This is a genomic window from Asticcacaulis sp. AC460 (assembly GCF_000495795.1).
Taxonomy (GTDB): Bacteria; Pseudomonadota; Alphaproteobacteria; order Caulobacterales; family Caulobacteraceae; genus Asticcacaulis.
In genome coordinates, this window is sequence record NZ_AWGD01000019.1 from 98,911 (window position 1) to 125,554 (window position 26,644).

The following is a 26,644-nucleotide window of genomic DNA, read 5'->3' on the forward strand; positions in this document are numbered from 1 at the left end:
CCTCATATTTGACAGGCCCCGGCATCAGCGTATCCTTCCCCCAAAGATGAGCGGATATGGGATGGGGAAGCCCCCTTTCTCAGAGGCTGGCACCGTGCCGCCATGATACGAGATTGCACTTTTTCGCCTGCGGCAAGGTCCTACCGTGACAGCCGAATGGAAATGTGTAGAGTAGGCCACATTGTAACGAGTTTTCCCTGATTGTTATTTTTGACGGAGGCTGAGATGGCCCGGATTTTACGCGACCATATGAACGACTCGATCTGGACGGCGCCGACCGGCCAGACCCTCACCCCTCTCCAGGCCGGGATTTCGGCCGCACCGACCTTAACGCCGGTCACCGTGACCGCGGCGTTCAAGCTGATGTCGCTGACGGGCAGCGCCGCCGTGAAATTCGCGCCCCTGGACCTGGCCGACGCGGCACCGTCCCGCGGCGCCACCTCCGCAGGCACCCTGGGCAGTGGCGGCTTTGGCGACGGTCACGCTCATTCGGGTGGATCTTCGGGCGGCATCCGTGACGCGTCCATGGCCGGTATTTCCGAGGTCATGACCTACACCTACGACGCGGTCGACGCCCGCTATGAATATACCGGCAACCAGCTGATCGACGGCGCCCTCTTCGGTTCGCGCTGGACGGTGACCAACATCACCTACAGCTTCCCGGCCACCGGCGAATTCTACAACACCCCCTATTACGACCCGGCCTATCCGGCGGAACAGGTTCCGTTCAACGCCGCCCAACAGGCGGCCGCCATCTACGCCTTCGGCCTGATCAGCAGCTATACGAACCTGACCTTCACCGCCGTGACGGAAAGCGCCACCACCCACGGCATCATCCGGATGTCTCAGACCACGGCGGATGGCGCCGGCTCGGCGGAAGGCAATTTCCCCGGTTCGGACGCGTCGGACGGCGACATCTGGTTCGGCCAGACCAACCAGCCCTTCTACCTGACACCCCAGATCGGTAACTGGGGCATGGCGACCGTGATCCACGAGATCGGCCACACCATGGGACTGAAGCACGGCCATGACGACTATACCGCCTTCGACCTGACGGTCGGGGGCTATCTTGACGGGCCGGGCCCGCACTACGGCACGAAGGCGTTGCCTGCCGACAAGGATGGCTGGGCGTGGTCGGTCATGACCTACCGCTCGGCGCCGGGCTATACGGCCAGCTTCCAGGGTGAGCAGTTCAACCAGCCGCAAACCTACATGCAGGCCGATATCGCCGCCTTGCAGTTCATGTACGGCGCCAACTTCACCAGCAACGCCACGAACTCGGTCTACACGTTCGATTCCACCACAGGCCAGATGTTCATCAACGGTGTCGGCCAGGGTGTGCCGGAGTTCGACGCTGTCGCCGGTGTCGGCAAGATCTTCCGCACCATCTGGGACGGCGACGGCGTCGATACCTACGACTTCTCCAACTTCAGCAACAACCAGGTCGTCGACCTGCGACCGGGCGCATTCTCGACCTTCAGCCTGGCGCAACTGGGCGACTCGCGGCCGCTCACGGCCGGCTTCACGCCGCAACCGGGTAATATCGGCAATGCCCTGCTGTATAACAATGATCTCCGCTCGCTGATTGAAAATGCCATCGGCGGGTCGGGCAACGACGTCTTCGTCGGTAACCAGGCCAACAACACCTTCATCGGCAATGCCGGCAACGACACCTATTTCCTCGACGACGCCGGTGACATCGTGATTGAAGAGTTGGGCAGTGGTACGGATTTCGTCGTCACCACCTTCACCTATACGCTCAGCGCCGATGTCGAAAACCTGACCCTGGCGACCAGCAATGCCGCGGACGGCACCGGCAACAATCTGGCCAATGTCATCACCGGCGGTACCGTCGCCTATAACAATCTCTACGGCCTGGGCGGGGACGACCTGATCATCGGCAGCAGCCTCCTGCCGGCGCAGGCGCAAACCCTGAACGAAACCGGCCTGCCGCAGCACGACACCATCGCGACCGCCGTCAACCTGCCGGCCGCGTCATTCGGGCTGAACTACGACGCCAATATCGCCGATTCCATGACGGCGCCGCATACCACGGTGACCGGCACCGGCGACGGCTTCTACGACATGTACAGCTTCACGGTCGACGCGGCCGGAGTTATCGGCACGTTCGACATCGACGCTTCGCTCAGCCTGGATTCCTTTGTCGAGCTGTTCGACGCCGGCGGTACACGCCTGTCCTTTGACGATGATTCCGGCACGACGGAAGGCGGCGGCGGCAGCACCAGCGGTGCGGATTCCTTCCTGTCCTACACCTTCACGGCCGCCGGCACCTACTATATCCGCGTCGGCAAATATTCCACGTCTTCAACGTCTCTGCCTCTGGATGCCGGCGACAGCTACACGCTGCAAATCTCCCTGGCCGGCAATACCCTGCCCGCCGCCGGCCCGGATCCGACCGATGGCGGCGACTTCATGGAAGGCGGCGACGGCAATGACACGCTTCTGGGCGGCGCCGGTGACGACATCCTTGACGGCGGCGCGGGCAATGACAGCCTGGATGGCGGTGCCTGGACCAACACGGTCCGCTACGCCTCGGCGGCCTCCGGTGTGACGGTATCCCTGGCCCTGCAGGGCGGCGCCCAGAACACGATCGGCGCCGGCATCGACACACTGAGCGGCTTCCGCGATCTCACCGGCTCGGTCCATAACGACAGCCTGACCGGCGACACCCAGGCCAACTTGATCAACGGTTTGTTCGGCGCCGATACGATGGCCGGCGGCCTGGGTGACGATACCTACTGGGTCGAGTCGGCAGGTGACAATGTCGTGGAAGCCTCCGGCGCCGGTATCGACGCCGTCAATTCGCTGATCGACTATTCGCTGGCCGGCAAGCAGATCGAAAACCTGTTCCTGGCGGGCGGCGACAATCTCAACGGTACCGGCAACGGCTTGAGCAACACCATCATCGGGAACAGCGGCAACAACAGCCTGATCGGCGCCGGCGGCCACGATCAGCTTCTGGGCGCCGAAGGCAACGATATCCTCGATGGCGGCGCGGGCAACGACACCCTGACCGGTGGTCTGGGCAATGACACCTTCGTGGTCGATGCGGTCGGCGACCAGATCAGCGAAGCGGCGGGTGAAGGCGCTGACGAGGTTCGTTCCAGCATTACGTTCACGCTGGCGGGCAAGCAGATCGAGAACCTGACCCTTCTCGGAACCGGCAATATCAACGGCACCGGCAACGGTTTCGCCAACATTCTCATCGGCAACAGCGGCAACAATGCGCTGGACGGCGGGACTAACCACGACTCGATCGTCGGCGGCGCCGGCAACGACACCCTGCTCGGCGGCACCGGTAATGATACCATCATCGCTGGCGCTAACTCAGACGGCATGGATTCGGTTGAGGGAGGTGACGGTAACGATGTGATCACATCTTCCGGGGACGGGACCTATAACGGCGGGATCGGCAACGACTACGTCTATGCCGGCGTCACCTTATTCAGCGAAATCATCAATGGCGGCGACGGCAACGACACCATCGACGGCTCCCTCTTCGGTGGATACTACGTCATTGACCTGGCGACCGGGCTGACAAATTACGGCGAAGATTTCGACAACTTTGAAAACGCCGTCACCGGCGAGGGCAATGACACGGTGACAGGTACGGCGGGCGGAAACTGGATCTTCACCGGAGCGGGCAACGACTCGCTGGACGGGGCGGCGGGCAACGACACCCTGGTTGGCGGCGAAGGCGATGACACCTATGTCGCCGACTCGGCGGGCGACACCGTCACCGAACAGGCAGATGACGGCAATGACTGGGTCAAGGCGTCGGTCAGCTTCACCCTGAGCGACAATCTCGAATCCCTGGAACTGACCGGCGCCGGCAATACCAGCGGCACGGGCAACAGTCTGAACAATACGATCTATGCCGACACCGGCAACAACAGCCTGAGCGGCCTGGGCGGCGACGACGTCCTGGATGGCGGCGCCGGCAATGACAGCCTGTTGGGGGGGATCGGCAACGATACCTATGTCGTCACGGAGGCCGGGGATGTGGTTGCCGAACTGGCGGATGAAGGCAACGACCTGGTCTATGCCGACATCGGTTATACGCTGGGTGCCAATCTGGAAGAGCTGGGCCTTATCGGTACCGCCAACACGTCGGGTACCGGCAATGAACTCGCCAACTATCTGTTCGGCAACATCGGCAACAACACCCTGACGGGCCTGCTCGGCAACGACTACCTGGACGGTAACATCGGGGCCGACAGCCTGCTTGGGGGCCAGGGTAACGACACCTATATCGTCGACGATGCCGGCGACGTGGTCAGCGAAATCAGCAACCAGGGCACCGACCTGGTCATCAGCACCGTCACCTTCAGTCTGGTCGGCAAGCAGGTCGAGAACCTCAGCCTGAACGGTTCGTCCGCGATCAATGCCACGGGCAACAACTTCAACAATGTTCTGGAAGGCAACGCCGGTGACAATGTCCTGACCGGCAGCCTCGGCAATGACACCCTGATCGGCGGCTTCGGCAACGACTCTCTGGTCGGCGGCGCGGGCCAGGACCAGATGTCAGGTGGTTTGGGCGATGACACCTACGTCGTTGACGATGCCGGTGACTCCCTGTCGGAAAGCCCCGGTGAAGGCACGGACACCATCCAGACCGCCCTGGCCTGGACGCTTGTGGACAATTTTGAGAACCTGATCCTGACCGGCGCCTCCGCGGTCAACGGCACCGGCAACGCGGCGAACAATGCCATTACCGGAAACAGCGGCGGCAACACCCTGACGGGTCTGGGCGGCAATGACCTTCTGTCCGGCGGTGGCGGTTCCGATACCCTGGTGGGCGGGCTTGGCGACGACACCTATGTCGTCGACGACGCCACGGACGTCATCACCGAAATCAGCAACCAGGGCATCGACGAGGTTCGCACCGACATCACCTATACCCTGACCGGTAAGCAGATCGAAAACCTGACCCTGACCGGCCTTGCCGCGGTCAATGCCACTGGCAACAGTTTCAACAACGTGCTGACAGGCAATGCCGGCAACAACGTTCTGAGCGGCAGCACCGGCAACGATACGCTGAACGGCGGTGGCGGCAACGACTCGCTGGTTGGTGGTACGGGGGCCGACTCCATGTCCGGTGGGCTGGGCGACGACACCTATGCCGTCGATGACGCGGGCGATGTTGTGATGGAAAGTGTCAGCGAGGGTACCGACACCATCCTCTCGTCCCTGACCTATTCTCTGGCCGGCAAGCAGGTCGAGAACCTGACCCTGACCGGGGCGGTCGCACTGAACGCCACTGGCAATTCGCTGGCCAACCTCCTGACCGGTAACGCTCTTGCCAACACGCTCGATGCCGGCGGCGGTCATGACCGTCTGGACGGTCTCGCGGGTGCCGATACCATGATCGGCGGCACGGGCAACGACACCTATGTCGTTGACGATGCTGCAGATACGGTCACTGAGGCGGCCGCGTCCGGCACCGACCTGGTGGAATCGGCGATCACCCTTACCCTGGGCGCCGAGGTCGAAAACCTGACCCTGACGGGCGCAGCCAATATCAACGGTACCGGCAACGGGCTCAACAATGTGCTGACCGGCAATGGCGGCAACAACATCCTGACCGGCGGCCTGGGCAACGACACCTATTACGTCCAGAACACCGGCGACAATGTCGTCGAAGTGGGCGGTGAAGGTACCGACGTCATCTATTCAACGGTGACCTACAGCCTCAACGCCCGATTTGCCGAAACCATCATCCTGACGGGCGTGGCGAATGTGAACGCAACCGGCAACAGCCTGGGCAACACCCTGACCGGCAATGACGCCATCAATACGCTGAACGGCAAGGGTGGAGCGGATATCCTGACCGGCGGCCTGGGGGCGGACATCTTCCTGTTCGAAACCGCCAGCGGTACGGACACGATCACCGACTTCAGCGCGGTCCAGAACGACAGCATCAACGTCAATGCCTATACCGGCGGCGTGGCCAATAATGGCTTCGTCACCCAATCCGGCGCGAACGTGCTGATCTCGCTGGGCGGCGGCAATGTCATTACGGTGACCAGTGCCCTCCAGGCCGACGTTCTTGCCCATATGGTGTGGTAGCCGGCTATTTGCCCGCACCGGCTATCCTCCCTGGATAGCCGGTGTGTGGCGCGGCAAATCTTTACCGTGACTTAGTTTCACGACTGTGCCACTTTACCCTTTTTTAACGGCTGCCGAAGAGCCGCCATATTTTTAAGGGGCTGTGTCGTGGGATTATTTCGCAAGGCCGATAAGGATGCCGTTTGGCTGGACGAATCGGAAGCACGGGTGGCCTTGCGGGCCGACTCCGGGGTGCCGGTCCTGACGGCCGTCAAGATCACGGCCCCCCTTGAATCGCATACCGTCGCACAGAAATTTACCGCCGCCGTCACTCTGACGCCGACGGTCCTGAAAGATATCAAGTCGGCTCCGGCCACCGAAGGTACGACGAGCGGCGGTCATGTTCATGCCGGAGGCGCTTCCGGAACCTCGTCCTCTGCCGGCATCCGCGAAGGCTCGCATCCCGGCATCTCGGAGGTGCTGACCTACACCTACGACCCGGTCAATGTGCGCTACGAATATACCGGCAACCAACTGGTCGACGCCACGATCTTCGGTTCACGCTGGACGGTCAGCAACATCACCTACAGCTTCCCGGCGACGGCCGAATTCTACGACACGCCTTACGCCGAACCCACCTTCCTGGCCAACCACATCCCGTTCAACGCGGCGCAACAGACCGCGGCGCGCTACGCCTTTGCCCTGCTGGCCAGCTATACCAACCTGACCTTTACCGAGGTGACGGAAAGCGCCGACACCCATGGCATCATCCGGATGTCACAGGCCAATGACGATACCAACCTGCCCTCGGCGCAGGGCATGTTCCCTGGCTCAGACCCTGGGGACGGCGACATCTGGTTCGGTGACAACAACCAGCCCTTCTACCTGACCCCGGCCATCGGCAACTGGGGCATGGCGACCGTGATGCACGAGATCGGCCATACCATGGGGCTGAAGCACGGCATGAGCGACCTGACGACAAGCGACCTGGTGCCGGGCGGTTATCTCGACGGGCCAGGGCCGCATTACGGCACGCGCGCCCTGCCGCAGTTCAACGACGGCTGGGCGTGGTCGCTCATGACCTACAATTCGACGCCGGGTACCAGCGGCTTCCAGGGCGAGCAGTTCAACCAGCCGCAGACCTACATGCAGTCGGACATCGCGGCCTTGCAGTTCCTGTACGGCGCCAATTTCAACAGCAACGCCACGGACTCGGTCTACACCTTCAATGCCCTGACCGGCGAAATGTTCATCAATGGCATCGGCCAGGGCACACCGGAATTCGACAGCGTCGCCGGCATCGGCAAGATTTTCCGCACCATCTGGGACGGCAACGGCGTCGATACCTACGACCTCTCCAACTTCAGCGATAACCAGAGGATCAACCTGCAACCGGGAGCGTTCTCGACCTTCAGCCAGGCGCAACGGGGCGACTCGATTCCGAAGCTGGAGGGTTTTAGCGGGCAACCCGGCAATGTCGCGAATGCCCTGCTGTATCAGGGCGACGGGCGTTCGCTGATTGAAAACGTCATCGCTGGTTCCGGTAACGACATCATCATCGGCAATACGGCCAGCAACTACCTGAAGGGCATGGGCGGGGACGACCTGCTGGTGGCAGCGAGCCTGGTCCCGAAACAGGCCCAGGTCCTGGACGAAAGCAGCCTTCCGCAACACGATACCCTTGCCAATGCCATTCACCTGGCGCCGTCCGTTTTCGGACTGAACCCGGACGACAATGTCTTCCGCTCGGACAGCCAGGCCCACACCACGATTACCGGCACCGGCAATGGTACATACGATATGTACAGTTTCGTCGTGGCTCAACCCGGCACCGTCGTCACTTTCGACATCGATCAGTCGGCCAATCTCGACGCGTTCATCGAACTTTTCAATGCCGCGGGCACGCGCTTCAATTCTGACGATCAGGCCTCGATTACCGAAGGTGGCGCAGGTAGCGCGACCCAGGACGATCCGTTTTTGAACATCGTCTTCATCGAGGCGGGGACCTACTACATTCGGGTCGGAAAGTGGCTTTCGGGTACAACTTCAGCGCCGCTGGACGCCGGCAGCGCCTACACCCTGCACCTGACGATGAACAACCCCCTCCCGGCGGGCACGAAGGATTATAGCGATGTCTCCCCGGATATCCTGGAAGGCGGCATCGGTAACGATACCTATATCGTCGACAGCGCCAGCGACAGCGTGATCGAAGCAGCGGGCGAAGGCACCGACCTGGTCGTCGCCTGGAGCACCTATACCCTGGGCGACCATGTCGAAAACCTGACCCTGGCAACCACCGAGACAGCCTACGGCATCGGCAACGGCCTGGCCAACATCATCATCGGCAACACGGGTTTCAACGCCCTCTACGGCCAGGGCGGCGATGATATCATCTATGGCGCCGTCCTGACCAGAACCGCCCAGAGCATCAACGAGTCCGTCCTGCCTGTGCATGACACCATCGCCACGGCTCTCAACCTGGCGGCAACCGCTTTCGGCACGACCGGCCATGCCGATGTTGCCGACGCGACCTGGTTCCCGCACACGACGGTCTTCGGAAGGGGCAGCGGCGCCTTCGATATGTACAGCTTCACCGTCGATGCTGCCGGCGTTGTCGGCACCTTCGATATCGATACGTCAATCAGTCTGGATTCGTTCATCGAACTGTTCGACGCGTCGGGGACCCGGATCGCCTTCAGCGATGACTCCTCCGTCAGCGACGGCGCCAGCGGCAGCTTTACCCCCGCGGATTCCTTCCTGACCTATCAGTTCGCCGCCGCCGGGACCTACTATATCCGTGTCGGCCAATTTGCGACCGCCACAACCGCCTCGGCTCTGACCACGGGCCAGGCCTATAACCTGCATGTCTCGCTGAAGGGCAATACACCACCGCCGCTGGAACTGGACCCGAACGACGGCAACGATGCCATCTATGCCGGAGCGGGCAATAACACCGTGTTCGGCGGTGCCGGTGACGACTTCCTGTTCGGCGGCGGCGGCGATGACAGCCTGGATGGCGGCAGTGGCATCAATACCGTAAGCTATGTCGATGGCCCCGGCGGTGTCACCGTGTCCCTGGCGCTGATCACGGCGCAAAACACCGGGGGCGGCGGCACGGATACCTTGGTCAACTTCCGTAACCTGACCGGATCCGCCGGTAACGACAGCCTGACCGGCAACGACCAGGATAATTATATCGAGGGCGTGGCGGGCGCCGATACGATGGCAGGCGGCCTGGGCAACGATACCTACACGGTCCAGCATACCGGAGACAATGTCATCGAAGCCGCCGGCGCCGGGACCGATCTGATCTTCGCCGAGGTCGACTATTCTCTGGCCGGCAGGCAGGCTGAAAACCTGTACCTGACGGGAGGTGCGCTTATCGGCACCGGTAACGGCCTGGCCAATGACATCCGCGGAACGGAGGGCAACAATACGCTGTCCGCCGGCGGTGGCCACGACATGCTGACGGGGTATGGCGGCGAGGACCGGCTGGATGGCGGCACCGGCAACGACACCCTGGAAGGCGGCAATTACAACGACACCTATGTTGTCGATGCGGCCGGAGATGTCGTGGTGGAATTCATCGACGGCACGGGGATCGACCTGGTCGAATCCTCCATCACCTACACCCTCGGAGACTATGTCGAAAACCTGACCCTGACAGGCTCTGCCAATCTCAACGGGACGGGCAATGCGCTCGACAATGTGCTGACGGGCAACACCGGGACCAACATCCTGACCGGCGGCCTGGGTAACGATACCTATTACATCCAGAACACGGCCGACAGCGTCGTCGAAGCCAGCAATGCCGGCACCGACCTGATCGTCTCGAGCGTCACCTACAGCCTGTCGGGCAAGCAGGTGGAAAACCTGACCCTGGCCGAAGGGGCTGGCCATATCAACGGCACCGGCAACGGACTGGCCAATGTCCTCATCGGCAACAGCGGAGGCAATGTCCTGGACGGCGGCGCGGGCCACGATTCGATCTCCGGTGGGGCGAGCAGCGATACCCTGATCGGCGGCAGCGGCAACGATACGCTTCTTGCCGGTAGCGGGATGGACTCGGTCGAAGGCGGCGACGGCAATGACGTCATCACCTCCTCGGGTGACGGCACCTATAATGGAGGCATCGGCAACGACACCCTTTATGCCGGCCTGACGGACTTTTTTGAAGTCATGGACGGCGGCGATGGCATAGATACCATCGATACCACCTCTTTCTCAGGAAGCTATACCCTCAACCTGGTCACCGGTCTCACCGATTACCCCAGCGAAAGCTACGTCAATTTCGAAAACGCGATCACCGGTGACGGCTCCGATACGGTGACCGGGACGGCCGGCAACAACGCCATCTCCACCGGTGGCGGCCACGACCGGCTGGACGGCGGCGCCGGCAACGACACCCTGATCGGCGGTGAAGGCAACGACACTTACATCGTCGATGCCGCCGGCGATGTGGTGACGGAACAGGGCGACGACGGCGACGACCGCGTCGAGGCTTCGGTCAGCTATACCCTGACCGACCATGTCGAAAGCCTGCAACTGACCGGCAACGGCGATATCAATGGCACCGGCAACGGGCTGAACAACTTCCTGTTCGGCAATGCGGGCAACAATGTCCTGAGCGGCCTGGCCGGAGACGACTATCTCGATGGCGGCGCCGGCAATGACAGCTTGCTGGGAGGACTTGGCAACGACGCCTATGTCGTCGATGCCGGCGATACGATAACCGAGCAGACGGGCGAAGGGGATGACCTCGTCTACGCTGGCTTCAACTATATCCTGGGCGCCAATCTGGAAAATCTTATCCTTACCGGCAACGGTGGCGCGTCGGGCACCGGCAATGATCTGGCCAACGTCCTGGAAGGCAACAGCGGCAACAACCTGCTGAGCGGTCTGGGCGGCAACGACGTCGTGGATGGCGGTGGCGGCGCCGATACCCTGGCCGGCGGCGCGGGCGACGACACCTATATCGTCAACTCTACGGGCGTTGTGATCACCGAAATTTCGGGCAACGGCACAGACCTGGTCCGCGCCTCGGTCAGCTTCTCGCTGGCCGGCCAGGTGATCGAAAACCTGACCCTGACGGGCGGCGGCAACGTCAACGCCACCGGCAACACCCTGGGCAACGTGCTCACCGGCAACGGTGGCAATAACGTCCTGGATGGCGGCGCCGGCAACGACACCCTTATCGGTGGCCTGGGCGACGACACCTACTATGTCGGCGCGACCGGCGATGTCGTCACCGAGTTGACGGGCGAGGGCACCGACACCATTTTTGCGTCGGTCACCTACAGCCTGGCCGGCAAGCAGGTCGAGAACATCACCCTGACCGGGGCCGCCGCCATCAACGCCACGGGCAATGGCCTGGCCAACGTGCTTATCGGTAACGGCGCGGTCAACACCCTGGATGGGGGCACCGGCCATGACCGTCTCGACGGCGGTGCAGGCGCCGACAGTCTGATCGGCGGTACCGGCAACGACACCTATATCGTCGACGATGCCGGCGATACGATCACCGAAGGCGCCGGCGGCGGCGGCGATCTGGTCGAGTCGTCGGTCACCTGGACCCTGGCCGCCAATGTCGAGAACCTGAACCTGACCGGGAGCGGCGCCATCAACGGCACGGGCAACGACCTCAACAACGTCCTGACCGGCAATGGCGGCGTCAACGTCCTCAGCGGCGGTCTCGGCAACGACACCTACTATGTCCAGAACGCGACGGACAATGTCGTCGAAGCCGGCGGGGCGGGGACCGATGTCATCTATTCGATCGTGACCTATAACCTCAATGCCCGTTACGCCGAGACCATCATCCTGACCGGATCGGCCAATATCAACGCCACGGGCAACAGCCTGGCCAACACCCTGACCGGCAATGATGGCGTCAATACGCTGAACGGCAAGGGCGGGGCGGATATCCTGACCGGCGGGCTGGGGGCGGACATCTTCCTGTTCGACGCCGCCAGCGGCCTCGATACGGTCACCGACTTCAGCGCGGCCCAGAACGACAGCATCAATGTCCACGCCTATACCAACGGCGTCGCCAATGCCGGCCTGGTCACCCAGTCGGGCCTGAATGTGCTGATCTCTTTGAGCAGCGGCAACGTCATTACGGTGAGCAGTGCCGTCGCCGCCGACGTCCTGGCGCATATGGTCTGGTAGGCGGCGGGCTTTATTTCCGCTTCGAAAAGCGCAGGGCGGTCAGGGTGCCGGAAACACCACTGGTCTTCGTATCGACATAGCCCCGCGCATGCAGGTGACGGCGCACTGTGGCCTCAGGCAGTGGGGACCGGGCGCCCTTTGGATATACGATCCACAGCGGGGCCGCCGGCAGCAAGGCGATCACGTCGCCCAGCCCCGTGGTCAATGCGTCTTCGCCGTCCGCCACGATGACGCCCTGCACGGCCTGCGCCGGCTCGATGGCTATGGCGTCGGACAGCGCTTCGGCCAGGGCCGGGTCAGAAATATCGCCGCGTACCAGCACCTTATGCGCTGCATCCACGCCCAGCTTGGCAGCCAGGGTCGGCAGAGGTGTCGTCAGTTTCTTCACCCAGGCCCCGACCTTGCCGGGCGGCAGGCTCAGCGTCCAGGTTTCGCCGCCGTGTTCGAACAGCAGGCGGTCGCCTTCGACGCGGGGATGCAGGATATCCTTGCGGGCGAAGGTCTTGCGAAACGCACCGCGCAGGATCAGTTCATGGGTTTCCAGCAGGGCTTTGACGGCGACCTGACCGTCAGCGGTGAGCAACACGCTGTCGGCTTCCAGGCCCATTTACGGTGTAACCTCGCACACCCGCATGATCTCGGCGCGCAGCTCGGCGATGCCGAAGCCGGCTTCCGATGAGGTCGCCAGCACCAGCGGGTGGGCCGCCGGACGCTTCTTGACCCCGGCCTGGGTGGCTTCGATGACCTTTGCCAGTTCCGCCGGCTTGATCTTGTCGGCCTTGGTCAGGACGATCTGATAGGACACCGCCGCCACGTCCAGGGCGTCCATCGGCTCCTTGTCGACCTCTTTCAGGCCATGACGGGCGTCGATCAGCAGATAGGCCCGCTTCAGGTTCGGCCGGCCACGCAGATAGTCGCGGCCCAAATTCTGGAATTTCTTGACCGTTACCTTCGACGCCTTGGCCCAGCCGTAGCCGGGCAGGTCGACCAGGTGGAGCTGGCCGTTGACGTTGAAGAAGTTGACCTCGCGCGTGCGGCCGGGCTCGTTCGAGGCCCGCGCCAGGGCCTTCATGCCGACCACGGCGTTGATCAGCGACGACTTGCCGACATTCGACCGGCCGGCGAAGGCGACTTCGGGCTGCGACGTGTCGGGCAGTTGCTCGACCTTGGCGGCGCCCATGACGAAGGTGGCGGGGCGGGCAAACAGCAGCCGGCCCGCCTCCAGGGTTTCGTCGTCGTAAGGGGACTCGGTCACGCCGCCTTCTTCTTGTCGAGCAGCGCCTTGATCTTGGCGACACCGTTATCGATCGGGTTTTCGACCTTCAGGCGGTGCATGATGGTCCATTGCTGGAAGATGGTCAGGATGTTCGACCAGATCCAGTAGATGATCAGGCCGACCGCGACCTGGGCCATGAAGAAGGTCAGGATGACCGGCATGAAGGCCAGCATCTTCTTCTGCATCGGGTCGACATTGGCGGTCGGGGTCATCTGCTGGCTCAGCCACATCGAGCCGCCGTACAGGATGGCGACGACGCCCAGGTGCAGCGGTCCGGCCAGGATGCCGCCGATCAGCGGGACGTCGGCCGGGGTGAAGGGCAGCAGACCGAACAGGTTGACGAAGGAGCTCGGATCCGGCGCCGACAGGTCCTTGATCCAGCCGAAGAACGGCGCGTGGCGCATTTCGATGGCCAGCAGCAGGACCTTATACAGCGCCCAGAAGACCGGGATCTGCAGCAGCATCGGCAGACATCCGCCCAGGCCGGCCATCGGATTGACCTTCTCGTCCTGGTACAGCTTCATGGTTGCTTCCTGCTGCTTCTGCTGATCGTCAGGATAGCGCTTCTTGATGTCGTCCAGCTTGGGCTTCAGGCGGTCCTGCACCTGCTTCATCTTGGTCATCGACTCGTAGGCGCGGTGGGCCAGCGGGTAGAAGACCAGCTTGACGATAACGGTCAGGGCCAGGATGGAGAAACCGAAGTTCTTGAGGAAGCCGTACAGCTTGTCCAGCAGCCAGTACATCGGATAGGTCAGGAACTGCAGGGAACCCCAGTCGGTGGCATAACCGAAGCGCGGGATCTTCAGGTCCTTTTCATAGGCCTGGAGCTGGGCGTTCAGCTTGGCGCCGGCAAAGATATGCGACTGACTTTTCCAGGTCTGGCCGGGGGCGACGGTAACCGATTGGTCCTGGTAACCGGACTGGAAGATCGGCTTGCCGTTCTGGACGGTCGTCTTGGCGGTGAACTGGACGGCCTGGTCCTGGGCCGGAATGACGGCGGCCATCCAGTAGCGGTCGGTCAGCCCGAACCAGCCACCCAGTGACGGCTTGTCCTTGAGCAGCTTTTCGTCCGGCTTCTTGACCATGTCCTTGTACTTCAGGGACTGGGTTTTGTAACGGTCGACCTTGCCGTTTTCGATCTTGTTCGGGAAGGTGGCGATGGCGCCTTCATGGACGACGCCGGTGCGTTCCGGGTGCAGCGGCATGTCATAACGGATGACCGTCGAATAGGGTGAGAAGGCCACGGCGCCCGGGCCGGTATTGGCGACGGCATCTTCGACGGTGATCATGTAGTTGTCGTCGATGGTCAGGTTGCGCGTGAAGACCAGGCCGGCGCCGCTGTCGTAGGTCAGGACGACGGGCTTGCCCGGGGCCAGGACATCGCCGGACGCCACGGTCCAGACGGTATTGTCATCCGGAAGACCCGGGATGTTCTGCCCCAGATAGCCGGACTGGATATAGTAGGCGCGCTCCGAACCCCGCGGCAGCAGCAGTTCGACATCGGTCGAGTTGGGCTGCGTGGAGTCCTTGTACTTCTTCAGGTACAGGTCATCGATGATCGCCCCCTTCAGCGACAGGCTGCCGCGCAGGGAGGGGGTGTCGATCGCGACGCGTGGCGCTGCCGCCAGCGCCTGTTCCCGCGTCAGGGTGGCAGGAGCGCCCACCGGCAGGCCGGCGGCGACCGCGGCGCTGGACGAGGAGGCCGACTGCGACGCCGCGACGGCGCGCTGGGCTTCCAGCTTCTTTTGCTGCGGACCGGTGACGAAGTACTGATAGCCGAACAGCAGAACCATGCTGGCTATCAGGAAATAGATCATGTTCCTGGTGTCGGGCGCGTTGTTGTTCATTAGAACGTCTTTTTCCTGATGGCGGGACGGATGTTACTCAAGGCTCCGCGCGGGCCGGTTTATTCGCGCCGAGCCTTATCAGGGCGGCTTTGACATCGTCAAGTAAAGCCTGCCAGGGGCGGTCGAAAGTACCGGCGCGCGCGATGAAGACATAGTCGTGGCCGGGACGGCCCAGATCGGGCAGCAAGCTTCGTGCCGCCTCGCGCAGGCGCCGCTTGACCCGGTTACGGACCACGGCATTGCCGACCTTCTTCGTCGCGGTGAAGCCCACCCGGATGTCGCTGCTGTCGTCTTCGCGCGGCCTCGCCTGGACCACCACGCCGGTGCGGGCGGCGTAGGGCGCCTTGGCGGCCCTGAGAAAATCGGCGCGGTGCTGGAGGTGGATCATTGGCGAGAGAAATAGGGTGGCTGTGCGGACATGCAAGAAGGGCCCCCAAGCGAACTCAAGGGCCCTTCTCAAACAGATTCGGAATCTCAGCCTCTGATTAGGCGGTCAGGCGCTTGCGGCCCTTGGCGCGGCGGCGGGCGACAATCTTCTGGCCGTTCTTGGTGGCCATGCGGCTGCGGTAACCGTGACGGCGCTTGCGGACCAGGCGGCTCGGCTGATAGGTACGCTTCGTTCCCATGAGGGTAACTCCGGATGATATCGGGGCGCCCGTGCAGACGCCGAAAATTGCAAAGAGGCGGGTGGATAATCCAGCCTATCCGGCTTGTCAATCTTATTTGCACGTTTTGCGCCCTAATTCAGTTATAGTATGTTGGGGCCACCCGAGTCACGGTCCATGTTTACGGGAACAAGGTTTAGTGTTCGATCAAGGCAAATCGGGAAAGTTCGATACCGGTCCTTCGCGGCGCGGCGGCGGTAAGCCGCCTGCCAACCGTAAGGAGCGGATGGGCTTCTATGCCGATCGCCTGGCGCGCGCTCTGAACCTTCTGGCGGCGCTGTCGCTGAAATACAGCCTGACCGCCTTCGACGCCGCCCGCCGTTTCGCCGTCAGCCTGTCGGGCCAGCTTCTGGTCATGACCTTCGGCTTTATCCTGATCGTCGAGGCCGTCATCCTGATCCCGTCCCTGGCCGCCGACCAGGAACGCTGGCTGGACGACACCATGCGCCGCGCCGAAATCGCCTCCCAGGCCATCGACACCTCGGTCGAAAACACCGTCTCCAAACAGATGTCGTCGCAGCTCTTAAGCAGCGCCAATGTGCTGTACCTGGCCATCGAGGACGGCTCACGCAACTACCGCCTGTTCGACCCCAACACCGTGGTGCCCAACCAGGTGATGCAACTGCGCCGGCCGCGCAACAACCCGATCGACGACCTGCGCTATCTGTGGGCGCCGTGGAAGACCCTGATGGGCGCGCCGAACCGGCTGATCCACGTCCAGGCGCCGCCCACCGTGCGTTCCGGCCAGCTGATCGAAATCGTGGTCAGGGCCGAACCGTTGCGCCAGGTGCTGAAATCCAGTCTGCTCAACATGCTGCGGGTCAGCCTGGGCATCTCGTTCGCCGCTGGCGTGCTGGTGTTCGCGGCGCTGTCGGGGTTCATCGTGCGGCCGATCCGGCGCCTGACCAAGGTCATCCAGACCTTCCGTTCGAATCCCGAAGACCCGAAACTCAAGGCGGCCCATTCCCATCGTCGTGACGAAATCGGCCAGATCGAGCGTGAACTGGCCTCGATGCAGGAAGAGGTGCGCAATTCGCTGCGCTCGCGGGCGCGGCTGGCGGCCCTGGGCCAGGCGGTGTCGAAGATCAATCACGACCTGCGCAACATGCTGACCTCGGCCCAGATGGCGTCGGACCGCCTGTCGGCCGTGTCGGACGACCCGACCGTGGCCAAGGCCCTGCCGCGCCTGGAACGCGCCCTGGACCGGGCCCTGTCGCTGGCCACCAATGTACTGACCTACGGCAAGTCGGACGAACACGCGCCGCAAATCCAGATCGTCAACCTCAAGGACCTGGCCGAAGCCGCGGCGGAGGATGCCGGCCTGGGCATGACGGCGCAGGCGCCGGAAACCGTGAAATTCTCGCTGAAGGCGTCGAAGGGCTTCCACCTGGAGGCCGATCCGGAACAACTGCACCGTCTCCTGGTCAACCTGATGCGCAATGCCCGCCAGGCAATCGAGCTTCAGCCCAATCGCAAGGCCAAGGGCCGGATCACGGTGACGGCGCTGAAGACGGCGGACGAAGTGTTGTTGCTGGTAGCCGACAACGGCCCGGGGATACCGGAAAAGATCCGCGAGAAGCTGTTCCAGCCGTTTACGTCTTCGCTGACGCCGGGCGGCTCGGGTCTGGGGCTGGCGATCGCGCGCGAACTGGCGCAGATTCACGGTGGCGACGTGCGCCTGGCTGCCACCGGCGCCGGCGGCACGACGTTCGAGATCAAGCTGCCGCTGAAGGGGTAATCCCCCCGCTTATACCTCCCCGCGAGCGGGGAGGGGGACCACCCGAAGCCAAAGCGAAGCGGAGGCGAAGGGTGGTGGTGGGGCGACTTTCTTTCGGAAGCGCCGTACCGTCGGTTAGACCGTAGCCGGTTCTTCATCAAGTGAGGAGTTCGCTGAAAATTCTTACTTCCTTCTCCTCTCCACGAAGTGGGGAGGGGGACCCCGAAGGGGGGGAGGGGTATCTTTCTTACTTCCCAGCCAACAATTGCTCGACATATTCCGGCACGACCTGCGTCGCCGGCCCGAGAATCTTCTCGTCGAACAGCGAATGGCCCAGCGACGGTTCGAGGTTCAACTCGACCGTATGGGCACCGGCGCGGCGGGCCTCCTGGACAAAGCCGGCGGCCGGATAGACATTGCCCGAGGTCCCGATCGACAGGAAGAGATGGCTATTGCCTAGCGCCCGACCAATCACGTCCATATCCAGCGGCATCTCGCCGAACCAGACGATATGCGGACGAACATCGCCGTCAGCGGCCATATCGCCGGACCAGGCCGAAACATGACCGGTCTCAAGATGACGCGCCTTCAGCAATTCGCCATGCATATGCAGCACCCGATCCACGGTTCCGGTCGCCACATGGGCGCGGTCATGCAGGTCATCGACATTCTGAGTGACGACCAACACCTCGCCGCGATCCCATTCCGCCGCCAGTTTGGCCAAGGCATGGTGAGCGGCATTGGGCTCAACCTCGGCCAGTTGGCGGCGGCGCTGGTTATAGAAATCCTGAACCAAGGCTGGATTGGCCTCGAAGCCTTCCGGCGTAGCGACCTCTTCCACGCGATGACCACACCACAGCCCGTCCGAAGCTCGGAAGGTCGGGACACCCGATTCCGCCGATATGCCGGCGCCGGTCAAAATGACGATGTTTCTCATGCTTACCAGTCCCGCCATGAGTCGATCTCATCCACCAAAGCGTCCTGGCGCGCCACATGGGCCATTTCTTCCAGCAGCTCGCAGATATCCTCGCGTTCTTCGGTTTCGATGACGTCACCGGCCTCGGCCCCGGCGGTATTGAACCATTCGACAGTGGCCTTCAGGATCCTGCGGACATCGGCTTTACGCGGTTTCGCGCCCAGACCGCGAAGGTCCATGCAGGCCTGGCGCACAACCGATCGGGCGGCGAGGGTAAAATCCTCGGGCGGAAACGGTGGCGAAGGCGTCCAGCCTTCGAACGGCGTTTCCGACAGAAGCTGCTCCCAGGTCAGCTTGCTCAGCCGGCTGCGGAAGCGCTCGGCAGCTGCGGCACGCTCGGCCTGGTCCCTGGCCTTTTGCTGTTCGTTTTCCGCCAGCAGGGCATCCCGATCGTGAGCCCATCGCCATTCGCCCTCGGCGGACCAACTGACGGAATGCAGCGGCCCGAAAGAAACCCCAATGGTGCTGCGCCCGAAAAGATCGGCGCGCTTACGTTCCGCATCGGTCAATCCGGCAACGCCCAGGAGGACGATGTCCTCAAAGCCGTCGAGTCTCCACCCGTCCCGTGACAATCCCCTGACGGCAGGCTGTCCGCTGTTTATGTGAAAGAAGCAGTTCTCGTGCAAAATGTCGGCGGTCTGGGCGTCTTCCAACGTGGGGACCTTTGGCCAGATCCCATCAAGGACCACAACCGCGACCTGCTTAGGTGTCACGACCAAGACCTTGAACACGGCATACCGACCGGTTTGCGGAGGCGAAAACTCGTTGAACGGCGTTGTGCGGAAAGCGTAAATCTGGCCTGTGGCCGGTTCGGTCATTCGTTCCCCCCCTTCATCACAACCCCGCTGCGGCGCGGATCCGAGCCGCCATCGAAACTGCCGTCCTTCTGACGCAATATGCCGTTCAGCCCCGATTCCTCGCCCGACACCGCCGTCATCTGATAACCCATGGCGACCAACCCGTCCCATACCTTGGGCTCCATGCGCTCCTTTTCGATGCGGATGGAATCGCCACGCGCCACCACATTGGGCAGATTGATGGCGTCCTGCATGGGCAACTTCCAGTCTAGCACCCCGATCAACGTCTTCAGATTATAGCTCAAAATAGAATTGCCGCCGGGCGAACCGACCGCGGCCACGACCTTCCGGCCCGTCGCATCGAACACGATCACCGGCGCCATGGACGAACGCGGATGTTTCCCGCCGGCGACGGCATTGGCGGCCGGGGTGCCGTCCGGCGCGGTCGGGCTGAACGAAAAATCAGTCAGCTGATTGTTGAGGAAAAACCCGCCGACCATCCGCCCGGAGCCGAAGATGCTCTCGACCGTCGTGGTCATACTCAACACATTGCCATAACCGTCACGGATGACGAAATGTGTCGTGCCGGCAGGCTCCAACGTCGCGTCGATGCCGGGCTGAACGGTGACAACCGGCAACTGGCCGGCTTTCGGCGTCGCGCCGGCCTTGCCGATGGTGATCGAAGCCGCGCGCGACAGGGCATAGTTGCCGTTGAGATAGGCGGTCTGCTGGGCGGCGAACAAAGGCGTGTCGCCTTCATAATAGTCGCGGTCGGCATACATCAGCCGCTCGGCCTCGATCAGCACCTGCCAGGCGCGCGGATCATGCACGCCCCACTGCCCCAGCGGATAGGCCTCAGCGATGCGCAACCCCTGCAGCACGGCGATCCCGCCGGACGGCACATTGGTGGTGCAGACTATATAGACGCGGTAGGGCACGCACAAAGGCCGGCCGCGATAGTCGCTGGTGGCCTTGTAAGGCTTGATCGTGGTCGACTTGACCTTGTATCCGGCGAGATCGGCCAACGTCATGCCGCCGGGCAGGGGCTCGGCATTGCTGCGTGCGACGATGGCCTCGGCGATCGGGCCCGAGCGAAAAGCGTCGCTGCGCTGCGCCGCCAGCGCGCGCAAGGTGTCGCCATAGGCCGGGTTGGTCATGACGTCGCCGGTCTTGCGGAAGCCGCCCTGGCCGTTGCCGAAATAGGCTTTTGTGTCAGCCGTGGTCTTCTGCGGGAAGTCGCGGTTCTGCAGATAGTTGCCCAGGCGCTTCGACACGGTGAAACCCGTATCAGCCAGGCCGATGCCGGCATCGAACAGCGTATTCCACGCCAGCTTGCCATGATCCTTGTGCGCCTGGTCAAGCATGAACACCGCCCCCGGCACACCAGAGGCGCGGCCTGAGGTCACCGCCGTCGGCCAGGGCAGGGACTTGCCATCAGGCCCTAAGAAACGATCAGCGGTGGCCGAAGCCGGCGCGACTTCGCGGCCGTTATAGTCGGTGATCTCGCCGGTGGCCGCGTCGTAATAGAGCATGAAGGCGCCGCCCCCCAGGCCCGAGCTTTGCGGCTCGACCAACCCCAGCACGGACTGGACGGCGACGGCGGCGTCGGCAGCGGTGCCGCCGCGCTTCAGCACGGCCATGCCGGCTTCGACGGCGACGGGCTCGGCTGCGGCAACGATCGGCTCGACCTTTTGCGGCTTCGCCCAAGATGCTGAAACAAAGCCTGGCGCTGAGAGGGCGACCGCGACCAGGGTCACGACATGCAGGGTTTTGACGACAAATCGCGGCACCGGGTGAACTCCATACAGGCGGGGAGGCCTTATATGGGTTCGATTAGAGCGCGGCGCTGCTGTGGGGAACAACAAAAATCGCGAATAGATGTGAAAAAATGCGCGATTCCGCCTTGCCTTTGCCGGGAAGCTCAACTAAATGTCCCGCCTCTTCGCGGGGCTTAAGGCCTTGCGGCTTGTGGAAATGCACTCGTAGCTCAGCTGGATAGAGCATCAGACTACGAATCTGAGGGTCGGGCGTTCGAATCGCTCCGAGTGCGCCATCCACTTTTTTAAACAATTACAGCCCCTTACGGGGCTGTTTTTGCGTCTGGGGTATGAGCCTCAAAGGGGCTGTTACAGCCTTGTTACAGGCCTTGTTACAGCTCAGGTTCCGCCCTTGTTCCGAAGCTCGGCCGCGCGGGCGGCGCGGAGGTGGCGGACGTTGTCAACCTGGTCCTGGGCGTGGTCGGCCATGCCGCGGCGTTCGGCCTGCCGCCGGTAGATCGCCGCCGCCCGAGTCGTGGCGTGGTCCAGCTGGGACATGATGCCGGCATCGCTGGCGCCCGCCATGGCCAGTTCAACGCCGCGGCTGTGCTTCAAGCCGTGCAAAGTCAGGGGGCAGAAGATTTTACCCTCTTCGTTCATATCGGCGCGGACCTTGCCCGCGCGGGCAAGCGAATTCATCAGCCGATCGAAGGCATGGCCCAGGGCGCGCGACTTCCACGGCGTGCCGTTGGCGTCATAGGACAGGGTAAGTGCGCGATTCGGCGTCGCATCGAGGATCGCCGTCAGGCGTTCGTCTTCGCGGCGGTCGGCCAGGACCTTGCGCTTTTCCGTGATCCAGTGGATGCGGCGTTCGGGGAGGCCTTCGGCGTTGTGACCGATCACGCGGGCGCGCATCGGAACGGCCATGATGGTGCCTTTGCGGAAGCCGCCATATCTGGCCAGGGCGATGGCACGGGCCAAGCCGGGGTGTTGGCGCTCGATCGCCGATGCGATGGCGGTCTCGACCTCGAAATCTTCCCAGGTCGGGTTGCCTTCGTCCAGATCGTGCGGCCGGCGGACATTATCGACCTTATTGAACGGATCGCCCTTGATGCGGTTGTCGTTTTCGTCGGCGATGATGGGTGTCAGGGCGTTTTTCAGCAGCTGAAGGCGCATGTTGGCGGCGCGGTAGCCGCGCAGGGCCCAGGCATCGCGCAGGGACATGATCCAGCTTCGGGTGATGTCGGACAGCAGGACATCACCGGAATCGTCCGTGATTTCGTCGATATAGTCCTGATATCCGTCCTGGGTGGACCGGGCCAAGGTGATGAAGTCGGCAGATTTGTTATATTCCTTCAGGGCGCCGCCCAGAGTGCCCGCCCTGGGACGGGCGACGGCGGCCGAGCTGGCGGCCAGGCGCTTCAGGATGGCATCGACTTCGTTTTTCAGGGCCTGGGTGCCGTCTGGCGATTTCAGGGGGCCTTCGCGGTAGCCGCTTTTGCGGAAATACAGGTCGGTATGGCCGTTGGCGCGCTTGACGCGCTGGACGTGCTTCACCTCGATCCATTCAGGCGCGGCGTCGTTTGCCATGATGTCCCCCTGTAGCTCTGGCGATGGCGCGGGTGATGGCGTCGTCGCGACGTTGGTCGGGTGTGTCGACCATAGTTTCAGCGGCCGGCGCGGAATCGTTAACCGCCGGGGCGGTGGAATTCAAGCGCGGTCGCAGGCCTGATGCCCAAGTGTCGAGATCCGCGCGCCGGTACCGGACGATATTGGCGCCGATATCGACGGGAAAGACTGGGCAGATTTTATGAAAGGTACGGCCGTCCATCCCGCCCAAGTAGGCGCAGGCCTGGTCGATGGTCATCAGCATCGGCCAGGCTTCAGGTATGGGATGGAGTCCGCCTTCGCGCATCAGATTTTGACGTCCTCAGGGCGCATCAGTTCGGCCTTCAGGCCTGGGGGCAGGTTCACCACGGTCGCGGGGCCGGTGTAGCCGCGCTGATAGTGAAACCATGCGAATTCCTGAGGTTTGTTCGCCGCCGGGTCATAGAAGCCCAGGACCATCGGCGTCCGTTCGGTGCAGGGCAGGAAGGTCTTCAGGTTGCCGAGTGGGTTCCTGTGGTGCAGTTCGTAGCGCCCGGCGCCGCAGATCAGGCCCAGGCGGGCCAAGATGATGACGTTGTCGCAGGTCTTTTGCGCCTGACGGACGATGTCTTCGGCCAGGGTGAACGGCGGGTTGGTGCACATCAGGCTTGTGGCCGGCGGCGTCACGGCTTCGAAGGCCAGGGCATCGGCCAGGGGGAAGCCGCGGTTCCAGTCCTCGATGTCGGACGGGCGAACGTCAGGGAAAAATTCGCGCAGGGGCGCGACCTGGTGGCCCAGGCCTGCGCATGGCTCATAGACAACTACGTCTTGCGGAATCGTCGGCCAGGATCCGAAGATCAGCGGGGCGAGGGTCTGGACCATGGCGCGGACGTTCCAAGGCTGGGTCGGGAACAGTTCGCGTTCCTGCATCCGCTTTTTTTCTTCCTGAGATAGGAACATATCGAACTGTTCGTGCTGTTGGATGTAGCGGTTTGAGCCTTCGTTGACGGCGGTACCACGGGCCGCGCGCTGGGCGTCGGACAGTTTCATGCTGCACACTGATTGAATTCAATCTCAGCCTGCTTTACGTTTGCTCGTTGACTTTGAAGGGGACGAAAGTGCGGCTGCCAAACCTCAAATCCTGGACTATTCGCGAGCGATGGATGGGAGGAATGGCGGCGGCCTTTGCTGCTCTCTTCTTCGGGTTTGTGCTGGGCCGTGCAGATTTTGACCCGGACTGGGTAAGTGCAATGGTCGCGGCCGTTGCGCTTATCGCAGCCATTGTCGCGTATCTTTCCAGCGAAGAAACAGGGCGCCGTGAGCACAGGGCTTATGTTGAAGTCGAACCCGTCAAAGCGTCGATTGCAATATTGAAATTCGTTGAGGTGACCTTCAAGGTACGAAACTATGGTCGAACCCCGTGCAAATTTATCCTCCATGCTCAGATGAGAATGCTGAACAACAACATACAAGAATATCCGTACACAGGTATGAGAAGTGTCCAAAATCTGCATCCTGGCGAAGCTAAAGAAGTCGTTGTTTGTTTGGAGAAAGAGCTCACGGACGACGATTTTGGTTACGCTATGGCCCCTGGAGCTATAGTTGGCATTCAAGGTTGGTTCGACTACTTCGATGTTTTCGACACGACACATCATGAGACCTTTGTCGATAGAGTAGTGGATTTTCGATAGTTTCTTCATGCCGGCACCTGTGACGTATCGACGGCCAGGGAGACCGCCAGGGGGCGGACCCAGATGGGCGTGTTGCTGAGAAGGAAGGTTTCGCCGGCCGAGGCCAGCAGCAGGGTCATCGCAAAGCAGCTGCCCATGGCCTTTGCCGACAGCCGCGGGACGCCGTTGCCGATCTGCTCGCGCCACTGGCTGTCCGAGCTGCCGTGAAGCCACCACGAGTCGGGATGATCGAGGTCGATCAGGCTTTGCAGCGCGGCCAGTTCCAAGGTGGTGAACGGGCGGTGCCATGTGCCGTCCTGGGCGGTGATGACACAGGTCAGGCGGTCCGCCGCCGCCGGCATGATGATCGGGTTTTCGACATCGAGGACGGTGGGGCGATGGTCAGCGACGGACCATGCGCCGTTGTCGTGGCACGCGAAGCCGGGGACGGCCAGGCTGGTGTCGGTATAGGCCAGGACGCCGTAGTGGCGCTGGCTGTTGTAGTGGTCGCGGTCCTGCGTCATGCCGTTGGGGCGCGGGTCGGCCACGGCAAAAGCGCCATTGCCCGTGGTGCTCGCGGCGATGACAGTGCCGGCGGCTTCGTCCATCGCCGTGACGCGGTATTTGGTCTGTTTGTAGTCTTCGCGCTGCGCGGGTCTCGGATCTTGCACACATTGACCGGAGCCGTGAGCCGACGAAATAGCACCGGTGTTAGCGGAATAGGGAACGATCCGGAATTCGTTGGAGTGCTTAGCCGGTCCAGTATGGCGGATGTCGGCGACGGAAAAGTTACCTTGCCCGGGCGAGCGAGCCGAGGTGACGACACCGGCCGTGTCTTCGTAGCGCAGGACGCCGTACTGGCTGTATTGTTCGGCGTTCGCAGGCGGGCGCATGTCAGCCACGCTGAAGGCGCCGTTGCTGGGCGTCGATCGGCCGGCCACGGTGCCCATCGGGTCGCCCCAGGTGTTCACGCCCAGGTAACCGGCGCGGTATTCCGGCACGATCAGGAAGTCCTTCAGATAGCCGTCTTCGACGTTCAGCTTGTTGAGGCTGCGCCAGTCGCTACCGGCTTCGACGAAGGCCAGGCGGACCCATGTCTTCCATTGCAGCGAGGGGATGCGGTGCATCGGGCCGCCGGCAGGGTCGCCGGGCAGTGGCATCAGGTCGAGGACTTCGCCGACACCGCGCAGCTTGTGCTTCGGCGGCTGGTACAGGAAGGGCGGCACCTTTTCAGGGTGACGGGCGACCATCAGGAAGCGCTTGCGGCTTTGGGCGAGGTTGCCGATTTCGCCGCAGTCGTGTTCGGTCTCGGCGTATTGGTAGCCGTAGGACCGGAACAAGGCCTGGATCAGATCGAGCAGGCGACGGCCGCGCGTGCGGATGCGGGGGACGTTTTCGAAGATAATCAGGCCCGGCGGGTCGTTCTTCCACGTTTCGAGCATGAGCCAGACGCCGCGCAGGGTCAGCTCGTTGAGGGCCTGGTACTTGTCGGTCAAAGACGTGGTCTGAGACAGAAGACCGGAGAAGCCTTTGCACGGGGCGGACAGGAAGACGATGTCGGGGCGTTCGAAGCCGGCGGCGCGCTGGATATCGGCCGGGGTGGCTTCGCGCCAGCCAGGAGGCGGGGCTTTGCCGTGAAAGGCGATGTACTGTTCAAGGGTGAACAGGTCCATGCAGGTGCCCTTCACGCCGGCGAAGCGGTCGAAGTTGGCGATGGCGTCTTTATCGACGTCGATGCCGCCGATGCAGCGCATCTGGGCTTCGAGGTTGCCCAGGCGGGCCGTGCCTTCGTTGAAGCCGGCGGCGCCCATGCCAATGCCGCAGAAGAAGTGGAAGTGGGTGAATTCGCGGGTTTCGAGGCGCAGGCTCATGCTGCACCTACGATCATGAAGATGCAGGCCATCGTCCACAGAGCGGCGGCGACGCCATAGGCAATGGATCCGGCAATCCAGAACCACGATACGGCTTTGACGTAGTACCAGTAGCCGCCGGCGTTGCCTTTGCGGTCGGCTTCGTTGCCCTTACCGATGTGGTACAGGGTGGCGGCCGAAAGGGCGATCGCGAGGGCGGTCACACCTACTGCCAGGGCAATAATCGTTAGAATGAACATGCTGT

At 62.5% G+C, this 26,644-nt stretch carries 17 protein-coding genes and 1 tRNA gene; 5 read left to right on the top strand and 13 right to left on the bottom strand.

From position 1 onward, the window contains the following. The first annotated feature begins 225 nt into the window (after positions 1–225). Complete coding sequence (locus tag ABAC460_RS50785; protein WP_023453326.1) at positions 226–6,090, top strand: M10 family metallopeptidase C-terminal domain-containing protein; 5,865 nt, start codon at positions 226–228, stop codon at positions 6,088–6,090. Positions 6,091–6,237: 147 nt separating this feature from the next. Further along, positions 6,238–12,237 carry a M10 family metallopeptidase C-terminal domain-containing protein gene (locus tag ABAC460_RS50790; RefSeq protein WP_023453327.1) on the top strand — a complete coding sequence of 2,000 codons (6,000 nt, stop codon included), beginning with the start codon at positions 6,238–6,240 and terminating at the stop codon, positions 12,235–12,237. Between the two features lie 10 nt (positions 12,238–12,247). Here the strand turns inward: ABAC460_RS50790 and ABAC460_RS34910 are convergent, their stop codons facing one another. From ABAC460_RS34910 to rpmH, 5 genes are all read right to left on the bottom strand, one after another. Further along, complete coding sequence (locus ABAC460_RS34910; protein WP_023453328.1) at positions 12,248–12,844, bottom strand: hypothetical protein; 597 nt, start codon at positions 12,842–12,844, stop codon at positions 12,248–12,250. Continuing rightward, positions 12,845–13,492: a ribosome biogenesis GTP-binding protein YihA/YsxC gene (yihA, locus tag ABAC460_RS34915; protein ID WP_023453329.1), complete on the bottom strand. Its 648-nt coding sequence runs from the start codon at positions 13,490–13,492 to the stop codon at positions 12,845–12,847. Next, entirely contained in the window at positions 13,489–15,360 is a 1,872-nt protein-coding gene (yidC, locus tag ABAC460_RS34920) for a membrane protein insertase YidC (RefSeq protein ID WP_023453330.1), read from the bottom strand. The genes yihA and yidC overlap by 4 nt, the downstream gene beginning before the upstream one ends. Before the next feature lie 37 nt (positions 15,361–15,397). Then, positions 15,398–15,748, bottom strand: a complete 351-nt coding sequence (gene rnpA / locus ABAC460_RS34925) for a ribonuclease P protein component (protein WP_023453331.1) — start codon at positions 15,746–15,748, stop codon at positions 15,398–15,400. Between the two features lie 97 nt (positions 15,749–15,845). After that, positions 15,846–15,986, bottom strand: coding sequence for a 50S ribosomal protein L34 (gene rpmH / locus ABAC460_RS34930; protein ID WP_006272248.1), 141 nt, complete (start codon positions 15,984–15,986; stop codon positions 15,846–15,848). A gap of 178 nt (positions 15,987–16,164) precedes the next feature. Here rpmH and ABAC460_RS34935 point away from each other — a divergent pair, with 178 nt between their 5' ends. Continuing rightward, complete coding sequence (locus ABAC460_RS34935) at positions 16,165–17,763, top strand: sensor histidine kinase (RefSeq protein ID WP_023453332.1); 1,599 nt, start codon at positions 16,165–16,167, stop codon at positions 17,761–17,763. A 226-nt stretch (positions 17,764–17,989) separates the two neighbouring features. On the opposite strand, the gene ABAC460_RS34940 is transcribed toward ABAC460_RS34935, so the two are convergent. Genes ABAC460_RS34940 through ABAC460_RS34950 form a run of 3 tightly spaced genes read right to left on the bottom strand, consistent with a single transcriptional unit; the run spans position 17,990 to position 21,305 of the window. Continuing rightward, positions 17,990–18,679 carry an NAD-dependent deacylase gene (locus ABAC460_RS34940; protein WP_031236721.1) on the bottom strand — a complete coding sequence of 230 codons (690 nt, stop codon included), beginning with the start codon at positions 18,677–18,679 and terminating at the stop codon, positions 17,990–17,992. Positions 18,680–18,681: 2 nt separating this feature from the next. Then, a complete protein-coding gene (locus ABAC460_RS34945) occupies positions 18,682–19,536 on the bottom strand; it encodes a hypothetical protein (RefSeq protein WP_023453334.1) in 855 nt (284 codons plus the stop codon). Next, on the bottom strand, positions 19,533–21,305 hold the full coding sequence (locus ABAC460_RS34950; RefSeq protein WP_023453335.1) for a gamma-glutamyltransferase family protein: 1,773 nt from the start codon (positions 21,303–21,305) through the stop codon (positions 19,533–19,535). Before ABAC460_RS34950 ends, ABAC460_RS34945 begins: the two co-directional genes overlap by 4 nt. Positions 21,306–21,491: 186 nt before the next feature. Here ABAC460_RS34950 and ABAC460_RS34955 point away from each other — a divergent pair. Beyond that, a tRNA-Arg gene (locus tag ABAC460_RS34955) sits at positions 21,492–21,568 on the top strand. A gap of 103 nt (positions 21,569–21,671) precedes the next feature. On the opposite strand, the gene ABAC460_RS34960 is transcribed toward ABAC460_RS34955, so the two are convergent. From ABAC460_RS34960 to ABAC460_RS34970, 3 genes are read right to left on the bottom strand one after another with little or no spacing between them, the layout of a single operon-like run. After that, the gene (locus ABAC460_RS34960; RefSeq protein WP_023453336.1) at positions 21,672–22,862 is read right to left on the bottom strand and encodes a site-specific integrase; all 1,191 of its coding nucleotides are present in this window, start codon (positions 22,860–22,862) and stop codon (positions 21,672–21,674) included. Next, positions 22,840–23,187, bottom strand: a complete 348-nt coding sequence (locus tag ABAC460_RS34965) for a hypothetical protein (protein WP_023453337.1) — start codon at positions 23,185–23,187, stop codon at positions 22,840–22,842. Before ABAC460_RS34965 ends, ABAC460_RS34960 begins: the two co-directional genes overlap by 23 nt. Next, a complete protein-coding gene (locus ABAC460_RS34970; RefSeq protein WP_023453338.1) occupies positions 23,187–23,909 on the bottom strand; it encodes a hypothetical protein in 723 nt (240 codons plus the stop codon). Before ABAC460_RS34970 ends, ABAC460_RS34965 begins: the two co-directional genes overlap by 1 nt. Positions 23,910–23,977: 68 nt before the next feature. Here ABAC460_RS34970 and ABAC460_RS34975 point away from each other — a divergent pair, with 68 nt between their 5' ends. Further along, positions 23,978–24,550 (top strand): hypothetical protein, encoded by a 573-nt coding sequence (locus tag ABAC460_RS34975; RefSeq protein ID WP_155914624.1) that lies wholly within the window; start codon positions 23,978–23,980, stop codon positions 24,548–24,550. Between the two features lie 5 nt (positions 24,551–24,555). On the opposite strand, the gene ABAC460_RS34980 is transcribed toward ABAC460_RS34975, so the two are convergent. Together ABAC460_RS34980 and ABAC460_RS34985 are read right to left on the bottom strand one after the other, a co-directional pair. Then, a complete protein-coding gene (locus ABAC460_RS34980) occupies positions 24,556–26,400 on the bottom strand; it encodes a DNA cytosine methyltransferase (RefSeq protein ID WP_023453340.1) in 1,845 nt (614 codons plus the stop codon). Further along, on the bottom strand, positions 26,397–26,639 hold the full coding sequence (locus ABAC460_RS34985) for a hypothetical protein (protein ID WP_023453341.1): 243 nt from the start codon (positions 26,637–26,639) through the stop codon (positions 26,397–26,399). Before ABAC460_RS34985 ends, ABAC460_RS34980 begins: the two co-directional genes overlap by 4 nt. Positions 26,640–26,644 lie beyond the last annotated feature (5 nt).